Genomic DNA, 12,904 nt, shown 5'->3' with positions numbered 1-12,904 from the left:
AGTTACAAAAGAACATTTTCATGACGTCGGAAGAATACAGATTTAATGGTTTTTTAACGGTAATATTTTATGAAGACTTTAGTTTTTACCAACGACGTGAAGACCGGTCATTTCAAAGACAAAGCCGGCTCATACAAGCCGGCTTTAAATCAAAAGTATAGTAAAAAATGAAATGCTAAGGGATCTGAATTGAATTTTGTACCTCAAATTCTTCAGAGGCGGAAAACTGATTTCCATACATATCGACAGCTCTTACCTCAACTTTATGTTTTCCTAAAGATAATTTCTTTGGAAATCCTGCTACCCATATATGTTTTGACATTTCGGGATTAGAAGGTCTTCTTCCCTGAAGGATTTTCTCTGTTGTATCCCATTTGAAAACGGAAAGGGCAAAGTTCGGATCTATTGTTTCATCATACTCCATTTCTTCCCATGATCCGTTATCTATTCTGTATTCAACTTTATCCTTCTTGCTTCCCATAAAGAAATTGGCCAGTACTTTTGCAGAAGTTTTTGATGGAAACGGAATTACTTTCGGAACATATAATTTCATCTGATAGTCCTCAGGCTTACCCGCTGTCTTATATTTAACTTTATATTGGTTATCATTAAAACTGATGAATGAATATCCTTTTGAAGTTCCGTCTCTCATTGTTGAAGTAGGAAGTCCAGCCTCATCTGCTGTTCCTGAATACCAATCCCCACAGGTAGTTCCTACATTATATTCATGTAATTCTTTGATTCCGTTCCAGCCTGCTTTTTTACCATAAAAAATCTGTTGCTGAATATGGGTATGCGCTGATAAAAGAAGTACATTCCGGAAAGGATTTAAGAAGTCAAATAATTTCTGACGGTCTGCATTCCGGAAGCTATCTTCATTCTGATGTTCCAGAGGAATGTGAAAAGAAACAACGATCAGTTTATTTTTATCTACCAGTTTCAGATCATTTTCAATAAACTGAAGCTGATCTTCACGAAAACCGCCCCAATATCCTTTACCATCTCTTGGATCCGGATAAAGAATATCATCCAAAATAACAAAATGTACATTTCCATAATTGAATGAATAGTTGGCAGGCCCGAAGTTAGATTCAAATGTTTCATCTGATAAATGGTCTTCCTTAGCATCATAATTCATGTCATGATTCCCCATCACATTATACCAGGGTAATCCGATTTCTTTCATCACGTCTGCATACGGTTTCTGCAAGCTCAGATTATCTCCTACCAGATCCCCCAGACTAATTCCCAATACTGCATTTTTCTTAGTATTCTTAACTTCATTTACAATTCCCCTTTTGAAATAATCAAGTTCTTTTTCCGTATAAGGTTGGGGATCTCCAAAAACAAGGATATCAAAATTCCTGCTTTCATTTTGCTTATATAAAGGGAAATTCAGTTCTTTAGGAAGCACTCCTGTAGGAGCTACTCCTTTATATTTAAAATCAGCCGGTGATCCTTTAGGCTTATAATGATAATAAAACTGTGGAAGATTGTTAGCATTTAAACCAGTCTGATATCCTGATGGCTTTATTACGAAAATAGTCTGATCTTCCTGAACAGGCAGGCTGTATCTTCCGTTTTTATCTGTCAGAACTACCTGAACCCCATTTGATACGGCCACTCCTTCAACACCTTTTTCCCTGTTTTCTTTTTTCTGGTTTTTATTACTGTCTTCATATACATATCCTGATACGGATGATTGAGAAAATGCCATGGCAGAAACCAGCATACAAGGCATTAAAAATTTTATATTGATACTCATCTTTAATATTTTATTGTTATTTCTTTATATTTATTATTATTTATTCCACCACATTTTCACATTGATGTTATCTCCGCCCATTTGCTGGACTGCTGCCTGGTAGTTGGCTGGATTCAATACTTTAGGATTTGGCGGATACATGAGTCTTTGCGGAAGTGCTCCATTATTTAACAGTCCTCCATTGTTAGGAAGTACCGGAAATCCTGTTCTTCGTTTTTCAAACCACTGCTGCTGATCTACAAAAAATAAAGCGATATATTTTTGAAGCATAATCCTTTCCATCTGTCCGTTATAAGCTACATTCTGATTATCAAAATAATTGGCAGGTACTACTGCGCCCCATTGTTCTATGGATGCTTTCACCCCGTTTTCATAAAAGGTTTGTGCATTCCCCGGAATAATTCCTTTCAGTGCCAGCTCTGCCAAAGTGAACTGCAGCTCTGCATACGGATATACGAAAATTTTTAACGGTGCTTTTGCTAAATTCTGGTTAAGGTTTGATGGCTGATAATTAAATACAGTTCCGAAAGGATACCCAGAAGGAGCTCCCACATATCCGATATTGATGTTGTTCAGGTCTTTTGCCTGGGTAAAGAACATGGCCATACGGGGGTCATTATTTGCCTGTAAGGTCTTTACAAAAAATTCAGAGGCTGCTCTCCCTGTTGTAAAATCCTGTGGTCTGGCAATAGGAGGCATTAATGGAGAAACGCCTGTAATGTCTAACTTAACAGCATCTGCATTGCTTTGGAAGAGAGGGTATATTATAGGATTGTTAACAATCTCTTTAATTCTGTCTTTCACATTTACCTCTCCATCTCTGCTTAAAATTCTTGTCAGAAGTCTTAAAGAAAGAGAATTACAAAATTTTTTCCAGTTCGTAATTCCGTTTGCATCAGTATCTGCCTTATAAAAAAGATCTCCCCCTGAAAGCATTTTATTGGTAATAAAAAGTGAATTAGCGGTTTTCAGATCATCCAGTAAACTTATATAGATATCTTTCTGCTTATCAAATTTGGGTTGGGAAATATTATCATCCAGTTGTGACGCTTCAGAAAACGGAACATCCCCATATGTATCTGTAAGATTGGAATAGATCCATGCATTCAAAACCATTGAAATAGCCTGATAATTTTTATTATCTTCAGCAATGGCAGCTTTTTTAAGGTCATCTACCTGCTTCAGCCATCTGTAGGAATTATTCCAGAAACCGGCTCCTGTATTTTCAGTAATATAATAACGGCTCAGAGAGTTTCCTTCATTTGGAAAATCCAGGGAAACCTGCATAAGATCAAAATTAAAATCATTAGCTCTGTTATATCCTACAGAAGCCATATTATATTGTATAGGAACCAACAGGGAACTTGCGACAGGAACATTGATTCTGCTCGTATCTTTATTAATTTCATCAAGGCTTCTGTCGCATGAAATTGTACTTCCCGCCAAGGCAAGGAATGAACATATATAGAATAATTTTTTCATTTTTTACTGATTTAAAATTTAACATTTAACTGAATTCCTACGGTTCTGGCTGTTGGCAACTGCCCAATTTCAACTCCTGGTGTAATGGTGGAATCATCAAGTGTTGCAGCTTCCGGATCAAACAACGGGAACTTCGTCCACATCCAAAGATTTCTTCCAAACAGGGCTAGCGTAAGATCTGTAACCTTTAATGGCTCTATTACAGATTTCGGGAAAGAATAAGAAATTCTGGCATCTCTTAATTTAATGAATGAGGTATCAAATGAATTGGTCTCTACATTAGCTCTTCTGTAATAGTCTCCGTAATATGCAGAAACCGGAACTCCTTTTGTATTTGGAGAGAAGCTTCCATCGGGATTTTGAACAACTCCCTGACCTACAATTAATCCACCGGGATTATCTCTTCCTGCAAGGGTATGAGTAAGTTTACCCTGTTCAGACATTTTGTGATGTGACTGCGAGTATGCTATTCCTTTGTACTGACCATCAAATGAGAAACTGACTGTAATATTCTTATATTTAAACTCATTCTGAAGCCCGGCCCTCCATTTCGGATAGGCATTTCCTATTTTTTTCATTTCTGTAGGCTTGGCTGTCAGCCCGTCCGAACCATAAATAACCTGCCCGTCCGGTGAATACATCAGGCCATAACCGTATATATCGCCCAATGATCCTCCTACTACAGCATTATAATACACTACTCCGCCTACACTCGCCATCGTATAAGGTTGTCCGTTAAACTCTTCAGGAAGAGAAAGGATCTTATTCCTGTTCATTGACCAGTTCGCATTTACATTCCACGAAAAATTTTTATTTTTAACAGGATAAGCATTTAATGATAATTCAATTCCTCTGTTTCTAAGCTCACCGGAGTTAATGATTCTTCTGTTATATCCGGTTTCATACAATACAGGAATGATAATGGTCTGATCTTTAGAATTATTCTGGTAAGCCGTAAAATTAAAATTCAGTCTGTTTTTCAGAATTGTAAAATCCATTCCTCCTTCTATATTGGTGATCATTTCGGGCCTCAATTCAGGATTCGGATATAAGAGCGGAGACTCTACAGAACCTGCAAATACACTGTTCTCATAGTATTTCTCAAGCATGTAATTGTAAGTGTCATTTCCTACTTTGGACCATGATAGCCTCAGCTTCCAGAAATTAAGATTATCAGATTTTAATTTAAAGATATCCGATAAAATAAAAGAGGAAGATACAGATGGATAAAAATAAGACCTGTTGTGGCTTGGAAGTGTACTACTCCAGTCGTTTCTGGCAGTTACGTCCAGGAAAACCATATCTTTATAACTGAAATTTGCCAGGGCATACATACTGTTCACCTGATTATCATTAGGCTTCGGAAGTTTACTGTCCAGTGAGGTTGCATTGGAAAGCTGATAAAGACCTGCTTTATTAAGCCCTATTGCCCTGTAATCATTCATGGTATACTCATGGTATCTGATATTTCCCCCTGCAGAAGCGGTCAGTCCGAAATCACCAAACGTATTTTTATAGGTAAATAAGATATCATTGTTCAGGTCAAAATATCTGATATACTGCTCTCTGTAATATCCTTTCAGATAATTGGCTGAGCTCCATGGCCTTCTTTGTGTACGGAATTCATTGCTCCACTCCAAACCTGTTTTATAAGCAACGTCAAGATTTTTTGCCAGCTGATAGTTTATATTGATATTTCCGGTAAGGATCTTTTTGTTGGTACTGTTCAGATTTTCGTAAGCAATCAGATAAGGGTTATCAATATAAGAGCTGAAAGGATGAATCTGATCTACCTGTTCCTGTCCTTTTTTCCAGATCGGTTTATACCATTCCAGATCTACGTTTGGATTCTGGAATATCATGAAATAAGATATAGACTGATTGTTATATCCTGTCGCCGGAAGGTTATCACTTTTTGTCTGACTGAAATTCACCTTGGTTCCGATTTTAAGCCTGTTGCTAAGTTTATGATCAACAGACAAAGCAGCGTTCAATCTGTTAAATCCTGTATTGGGCATCATCCATTCATTATTTAAATAAGAAAGTGATGTCCTGAATGCTGTAGATTCATTGGAATGTTCTACAGATAAACTGTTTGAGTATGTAGAACCAACCTGCCAGAAATCTTTGATATTATTTTTATAAGGTCTCCAGAGTTTCCTTTCAAGACTTTGCCCTTCAACAGTTGGATCGTACTGAAAATAATACTGTCCGTCAAACTTCGGCCCGAAAGCACTACTGGTAGAACCTGTATTTACCCCATCTGCAGAGGCACCATATGAATAATAATAATTCCCGTTTTTATCTTTTTGCTGAGTTCCCTGTCCATATTCATATTGATAATCCGGCCATTTAAGAACGGTATCATAACTTGAATAGGAATTTAAGGTCACCTGGACTTTCCCCTTTCTGGTTTTTCCGGATTTGGTGGTGATCATAATAGCTCCCCTGGACCCTCTGGAACCGTATAAAGCAGATGCTGTAGGACCTTTCAGAATTGAGATTGATTCTATATCATCCGGATTAATGCTGTTAAAACTGTCTCCATAGTCAATGGGTAAATCCCCTCCTGAACCTGCGCCATAAGCTGAAGTTCCGGTTCCGGTTCTTTTCTCACTTAAAGGAACACCATCCACAACAATCAAAGCACCATTATTTCCCATATTCATAGAAATATCTCCACGAAGCGTAATACGGCTTGTCCCAAGAGGTCCTGCTCCGGCAGTCTGAATTTTTAAACCCGCAACTTTACCTTCTAAAGCCTGTGCCCAGTTGTTATTTTGGGTCTGTAAAATTTCATCAGATTTAATAGTCTGGGTAGAGTATCCCAATGACTTGTCCTGTCTTTTGATTCCCAAAGCAGTTACCACAACTTCGTCGATTCCTTTAATGGTGTCTTTTTTAGCTTTTTGCTGAGCCGTCAGATTGCAACTGAACAATCCTAACAACGACAGAGCCAATAGCTTTTGTGTCTCTTTACGCATATCCTTTTTGTTTGCGCAAAATTAAAACGACATTACGAGTAGGGTTTTAATACTATTTTAACATTTATTAAAAGTTTATTAAATGGAATATTAACCCATTCTTAACAACAAAGCATACAATATTCATTATCAGATACTTAAATGATTTAAGGATTTTTAATATCATTTTGCAGTATTATTGATGTATCTTTATTGTCTTTCCTTGAGAAAATATATTTACACATACTATATTACGAACACTTATGAGAATCTTCTGTTCCTTTAAAATAGTGTATAAAGAAGCCTGCCCCTTAAAGAGACAGGCTGTAAATAGTATGTTTTCTTCAGAAAGAAGAATCTTATTTATTCTTTAACTGTTCCGGAATGTTGGTTGTTACAAATCCTATTCCTTGGTTTTTCAATTGTTCATATACAGCCACATCATTCACCGTCCATGCGTTAGTGATAAGTCCCAATGCTTTCGCATCGGCAATCCAGGTAGGATTTTTCTGGAACACACTATAATGATAATCCATGCCGTCAAGTCCTTCTTTTTTTATTTGTTCCGGAGACAATTCTCCGTTCAGATACTGAACTTTAAATTCCGGGGCAATTTTCTTAATCTCTTTACAGATATTTAAACTGAAAGAAATAAATTCACTCTGAGATTCCAGTTTCATATCCTTAATCATTTTGATCGTCTTTTGAGTGATTTCATTTTCGATTTCAGGAGTTTTTGCTGGTTTGATTTCTACAATCAGCTTTACGGAAGAATCCTTTTTTCCTTGTTTCAGATAATCTTTTAATGTTGGAAACTTTTCTCCGTTTGATAACTTCAATGATTCAAGTTCTTTAAAGGATGTTTCTGAAATCTCCATTTTGCCATGATGCTCATCATGATTGATTACCAATACGCCATCTTTGGTCATTCTTACATCAAACTCAGAACCATACACTTTAAGCTTTTGTGCATTCTCTAAAGATTTAATTGAATTTTCAGTTGTAGGAGGCTGAGACTGGAAGTAACCTCTATGTGCAATAATCCGGGTTTGTGCTTTCATTAAAACTGTACTTAAAACTGCTAACCCTAAGATAAAATTTTTCATAATATTAATTGATAATTAAAATCCGAGTCCGTAGACTTTTGATAAAGGTAATTATTTAAAAGGTTTTAAACCACAAAAGCGCTGAAAGTTTTTGTTATTTCCGGACACTTTAATTGTTTCTGTCTTTTGTGGTTTAATTAATTTTTGTTAGAAAGTATATTTTGCTCCGATCTGGATCTGATACGGATTTCCTGACAGAGGAGCTAAACCACTGGTATTTTTAGCATATTCAAACTGCTTGGTTGCCTGGTTAAATCCTGTAATTCTGTATAATGACATATTACCGTATGATTTATTAACTCCCCATTCTTTATTAAGCAGATTGGCAACGTTAAAAATATCAACAGAAAGCTCAAATGCTCCCACCTTTTCAAACTTCATTTTTTTGGCAATACGTACATCCCAGACCCCGTAAAACCCATTTTTACCACCGTTACGTTCAGCAATATTGTTATTATATTCAGTAATATAATCTTTTAATGCTTTTCCTACTTCAGGATCATTCAGAAGAGGTGCTGTAAGATTAGGGAAGATATAAGCCAGATCGTTTGAGTCTACGAAATCTCCGTTCACATTCCCTCCTGCTGTCACAGAGAAACGAGTTCCTCCGATTCCTGAATACCTGATTCCCAAAGTAAATCCTGCAATAGTAGGTGAATTTCCATAAACGACTACTTTATTCCGGAACTGATTATCTGAATATGTCATTCTCAGATTTCTCGGGTCACTTTGAATCATGGTAGACAATGTTGCTGAGTTCGCCACATTTCCGTTGTATGAGGTGTTATCTTTAATATCAGACCAGGTATAACTCGCAGTGATTTCTCCGTCTTTCCAGTAACGGTAACTGGTATCCACAACAAATGAGAACTGGTTCACTTTACCGTCGCTTACCAGTTCAAGGACTCTTCCGAAATTAGTATTGATTCTTCCTGCTTTCCAGTCAACCTTTGCACCATCTATTGCTGAAGCGGGAACAAATACACCTCTGCCTCCTTCATTAGCCAGTGTAAAATAAGGATTCGCCTCCATATTTCGGTCATAATAATAATAGTTATTTCTTCCCAGCGCCATATAAGCAGCCAATCCGGCTCTGAATCTTTCATTAAAGAAGTGAGTATAGGAGATATTGGCTTTATACACAATTGGGATTTTAGCATCTTTTCCCGTATAGTTGATCGTCGGAATCTGATATTGTGCAAGCGAAGGTACCGCACCGTAATTCTGTCTGTAGCTGTTAAAATCAGGAGTAAGGCCAATAGCAGAAGGATTTACATCCACCGTTGCCAGGTGTTTACCATCAAAAACAAGGTTATTGATGATCATATAATTGTTGATATCCGAAGAGAATATTCCTGCACCGAATTTCAGGAAATCTTTATTTTCTTCATTGATGTTCCAGTCAAACTGGAATCTGGGCTGGATAACAAATGACTTGATCTTATTATCTGTTCTGATTCCCATCTCATCAAACAGCTTTTGATTGAATTCAGCTTTAGGATAACCACCATAATCTAATCTCAACCCTGCCATCAGATCAAGACCGTTTGCAATTTTAGTCTGGAACTGCCCATATACACCGATATTCCAGATATTCGACCGTACTGACGGATCATCCATCAAAGGGACCTCCCTATAGAACCGGTATGCATTAAGATTTTCAAAATTGTAAAGGTTACCCGGATTTTTCGTATTATCTTCTCTGAAATGGAATCTTCCGTTCACCTCACTTCCATAAACGGATTTAGAAGTTGTATACATCAGATCTGCTCCAAAAGTATATTTCACTTTATCCGTATTATAATATAAATTATCAACAATCTGGAATACATTATTTCTAAAACTTTCCTGGGCAAAGCGGTGCCCTCCGATCTGAATATTTGTTGCCCCTATTCCGGGAGAAACAATATTTTCGACAATAGCTCTTGGAACCGGTCTACCCAATTCATTGTTCTGGTAACTATCCTGGAAAGTATAAAGATACTGGGCTTTCAGCTCATTGGTCAGATTAGGTTTAAGATTTGATCTTAAAGTTAACAACAGGCTATTATCAAGGTTTTTATCATTTCCATAAGACTCAAAGAAGTTGATATTGGTATTATCTCCTAAACCATTTTTATTCAGGTCATATGTAAAGTTATTTCTTAGTGTCAATAAGTGTTTCTCATTAATCTGCCAGTCTAAACGCAGAAATGCGGCATCTGAATTCCTTACTTTATCAAAACTTCCGAATTGCGGGGTATTTCCCACGCCATATTTTGATCTTGCAATATTCAGAAACTGGTTAAGCGTTTCCGTCGTCGTGTTGAACCTTTTCTCATCTTCCTGAGATCTGATATCAGCAATGATCAAAGGCCTTGAATCCAGCTGATGGTCCCATGCAACGAAGAAATGCAGCTTATTTTTAATGATTGGACCTCCCAATGAGAATCCGAACTGAGAAGTAGAGAAATCATTCTGCCTTTTATTTCCTCTGATATCATATGGACTGGAAAGCCAGTTGGTCCTTAAATATTCCCATGCGCTTCCGGAAAATTTATTGGTTCCTGATTTGGTAACAGCACTTACCGTTCCACCTCCACTTCTTCCAAGGGTCACATCATATTGGTTGGTGGTGATTTTGAATTCACGTACTGCTTCAATAGAAATTGAAAACGGTGCACCGCTTCGGCTGGTGGTAGATCCTGCAGAAGTTGGATTTTTTGCTGTCATCCCATCAATGGTAAAGTTTGTGGATGATCCAAGCTGTCCGGATAAGTTTCCTCCTTTTCCGCTCAAAGGTGATAATTCGGTAAGGTTGGTAAAATTCCTGCCGTTCACCGGAAGCATACTGATATTCTTTGCAGAAATTGCTGTAGCCGCTCCAAGGTTTCCGATCTTGTTCTTAAGGTTCCCGGTAAGCATTACTTCTTCAATTTGCTTCTCACCCCCCAGGTTCATGTTTACAGTTACCTGATCACCAAAGTTGACATTATACCCTTCTTTTTTGTCATCATTGACAATAACTGTATAAGGTCCGCCGAGAGGAATTTCCTTGAAAATATATTCCCCTTTGGAGTTGGTTTCCGTTTCTGTTCTGAATCCGGTAGACTCATTGATAATAGTCACCTTCACTTTTTCCTGAGCCGTACTTCCCGGTCCGGTTACTTTCCCAACAATAGAGGCCTGCGTGGTCTGTGCATAAGCCATTGTTCCAAGTCCTAAAAACAATAATCCCAATACAATCTTTACTTTTTTCATTCCGAAGATCTTTAGTTATTTTATAATTTCAGAAGCCTTATGACTTTCATAGTATACAATCATGAAGGTTCCTCAAATCAGATGTGCAAAGGTATTTTGCTTTAAGGGTGCTCCGTTTAAGGAAGTTTTAACATTTTTTTAATTAAACTGAAACATTATGTTAAATTATTCTAAACACACAATTTATCCATCATATAATCAATACATTAAGACATATTACACATTATTAATTTTCCCGGAATATTTAATAATGTTATTTTTTAAATGGGATTAGTTTATTTATTTTTGCTCAAAAGATAGAACAGCAATGTCTGAAAACATTCAACAAAAGATAGAGCAGCTCCGTAAAGAGCTTCATCAACATAATGAGAACTATTATCTTCTCGATACACCCACCATTTCAGATTATGAATTTGATATGCTTCTTGAAGAACTTCAGGACCTTGAAGCGAAACACCCCGAATTTTATGACGAAAACTCGCCAACTGTCCGTGTAGGAGGTGGCATTACCAAAGTCTTCCCGACTATTCAGCATAAATTCAGAATGTATTCTCTGGATAATTCCTATGATTTTGATGACCTGGAAGATTGGGAAAAGAGAATCATTAAAACCATTAATGATCCGGTAGAATTTGTAGCGGAGCTGAAATATGACGGTGCCTCTATTTCTATTCTCTACGAAAACGGTAAGTTAACCCAGGCAGTAACCCGGGGAGATGGATTTCAGGGAGATGAAATTACCCCGAATGTCCGCACTATTTCAGATATTCCTCTTACTTTAAAAGGGGACTTTCCGTCTCAGTTTTTCATGCGGGGTGAAATTTATCTGACCAGAAAAAACTTTGATAAAATCAATAAAATTCGTGAGGAAGAAGGTCTTGATCCATTCATGAATCCGAGAAATACTGCCAGTGGAAGCTTAAAAATGCAAGATAGTGCAGAAGTAAGAAAACGTGGTTTATCTTCTGTTCTCTATCAGTTTATTTCTGAAGAAGTTCCGGCAGAAACACACTGGGAATTACTTCAGAAAGCTCAAAGCTGGGGATTCAAAACATCTCAGCAGGCAAAATTATGCAAAACCCTGAATGAAGTAAAGGAATTCATCACATTCTGGGATAATGAACGTCATAATCTTCCTTTTGAAATTGACGGAATTGTTCTAAAGGTCAATTCTCTCCAGCAGCAGCGACAGCTCGGATATACTGCCAAATCTCCACGATGGGCTATGGCCTATAAGTTTAAGGCTGAAAAAGTAGAAACAGAGCTTCAAAGCGTGTCCTACCAGGTAGGAAGAACAGGAGCTATTACTCCGGTAGCTAATTTAAAACCTGTTTTACTTGCCGGCACCATTGTAAAAAGAGCCTCCCTTCACAATGAAGATATCATTAAAAAACTGGATCTTCACGAACATGATTTCGTATACGTAGAAAAAGGAGGTGAAATTATTCCAAAAATTGTCGGCGTAAACATCGACAAAAGAACTGAAACAAGTAAAGAGATAGAATACATCAAGCACTGTCCTGAATGTGGAACAGAACTGATAAAAATAGAGGACCAGGCTATTCACTTCTGTCCCAACGAGCTGCACTGTCCGCCACAGGTGGTAGGAAGAATGATTCATTATGTTTCCAGAAAGGCTTTGAATATAGAAAACCTGGGAAGCGAGACCATAGAACAGCTTTACAGGGAAAGATTAATTGAAAATCCTGCAGATTTCTATACTTTAACCAAAGAACAGCTTCTCCCGTTGGAAAGAATGGCTGAAAAATCAGCTCAGAATATTATTACTGGTATTGAAAAATCAAAAGAAATTCCATTTGAAAAAGTTCTATACGGAATTGGAATCAAGCATGTGGGAGAAACAGTTGCCAAAAAGCTGGTAAAAAATTTTCCTACTATAGAAGATTTGAAAAATGCTTCCGTTGAGGAGCTATGCCAGGTTGAAGATATAGGAACCAAAATTGCTGTCAGCATTGTAGAATTTTTCAATAATTCTGAAAATGTATTGATGATAGAACGTTTAAAATCTTATGGGGTACAGCTTGAAAAAGGAGAAAATACAAACGAGGTTTTATCCAATGTTTTAGAAGGAAAAGCTTTCCTTTTTACCGGAAAACTATCATTATTTACCCGAGAGCAGGCAGAAGAAATGGTGGAAAAGCATGGTGGAAAAAACATTTCTGCCGTATCTAAGAATCTTAACTATCTTGTTGTAGGTGAGAAGGCTGGAAGTAAATTGAAAAAGGCTCAGGATATTGGTACCATCACTATTCTGGATGAACAGCAGTTCCTGGACCTGATCGAAAAGCACTAATGAGTTCTACACAGACTGATAAATAAAGGCTGCG

The 12,904-nt window shown here is 37.3% G+C and carries 6 protein-coding genes; 1 reads left to right on the top strand and 5 read right to left on the bottom strand.

Annotation, left to right across the window (positions count from 1 at the left end; all coding sequences use genetic code 11):
- Positions 1–175: 175 nt before the first annotated feature.
- The 5 genes from DRF59_RS17450 to DRF59_RS17430 form a co-directional block, all read right to left on the bottom strand.
- A complete protein-coding gene (locus tag DRF59_RS17450) occupies positions 176–1,741 on the bottom strand; it encodes a calcineurin-like phosphoesterase C-terminal domain-containing protein (protein ID WP_115963213.1) in 1,566 nt (521 codons plus the stop codon).
- A 60-nt stretch (positions 1,742–1,801) separates the two neighbouring features.
- On the bottom strand, positions 1,802–3,247 hold the full coding sequence (locus tag DRF59_RS17445; protein ID WP_115963210.1) for a SusD/RagB family nutrient-binding outer membrane lipoprotein: 1,446 nt from the start codon (positions 3,245–3,247) through the stop codon (positions 1,802–1,804).
- Positions 3,248–3,258: 11 nt separating this feature from the next.
- Positions 3,259–6,231: a SusC/RagA family TonB-linked outer membrane protein gene (locus DRF59_RS17440; RefSeq protein WP_115963207.1), complete on the bottom strand. Its 2,973-nt coding sequence runs from the start codon at positions 6,229–6,231 to the stop codon at positions 3,259–3,261.
- A gap of 338 nt (positions 6,232–6,569) precedes the next feature.
- Positions 6,570–7,316 carry a glycerophosphodiester phosphodiesterase gene (locus tag DRF59_RS17435; protein ID WP_115963204.1) on the bottom strand — a complete coding sequence of 249 codons (747 nt, stop codon included), beginning with the start codon at positions 7,314–7,316 and terminating at the stop codon, positions 6,570–6,572.
- Positions 7,317–7,463: 147 nt separating this feature from the next.
- Positions 7,464–10,556 carry a TonB-dependent receptor gene (locus DRF59_RS17430; RefSeq protein ID WP_115963201.1) on the bottom strand — a complete coding sequence of 1,031 codons (3,093 nt, stop codon included), beginning with the start codon at positions 10,554–10,556 and terminating at the stop codon, positions 7,464–7,466.
- A 307-nt stretch (positions 10,557–10,863) separates the two neighbouring features.
- Here DRF59_RS17430 and ligA point away from each other — a divergent pair, with 307 nt between their 5' ends.
- On the top strand, positions 10,864–12,870 hold the full coding sequence (ligA, locus tag DRF59_RS17425; RefSeq protein ID WP_115963198.1) for an NAD-dependent DNA ligase LigA: 2,007 nt from the start codon (positions 10,864–10,866) through the stop codon (positions 12,868–12,870).
- Positions 12,871–12,904 lie beyond the last annotated feature (34 nt).

This window comes from Chryseobacterium flavum, from assembly GCF_003385595.1.
Lineage (GTDB): Bacteria > Bacteroidota > Bacteroidia > Flavobacteriales > Weeksellaceae > Chryseobacterium > Chryseobacterium flavum.
Note: the sequence above shows the minus strand (reverse complement) of the source record. Positions and strands in the feature narration are given on the sequence as shown.

Coding starts and splice junctions, on each gene's coding strand:
- DRF59_RS17450 (WP_115963213.1), bottom strand. CDS start 1,741: ATGCCTTGTATGCTGGTTTCTGCCATGGCATTTTCTCAATCATCCGTA.
- DRF59_RS17445 (WP_115963210.1), bottom strand. CDS start 3,247: ATGAAAAAATTATTCTATATATGTTCATTCCTTGCCTTGGCGGGAAGT.
- DRF59_RS17440 (WP_115963207.1), bottom strand. CDS start 6,231: ATGCGTAAAGAGACACAAAAGCTATTGGCTCTGTCGTTGTTAGGATTG.
- DRF59_RS17435 (WP_115963204.1), bottom strand. CDS start 7,316: ATGAAAAATTTTATCTTAGGGTTAGCAGTTTTAAGTACAGTTTTAATG.
- DRF59_RS17430 (WP_115963201.1), bottom strand. CDS start 10,556: ATGAAAAAAGTAAAGATTGTATTGGGATTATTGTTTTTAGGACTTGGA.
- ligA (WP_115963198.1), top strand. CDS start 10,864: ATGTCTGAAAACATTCAACAAAAGATAGAGCAGCTCCGTAAAGAGCTT.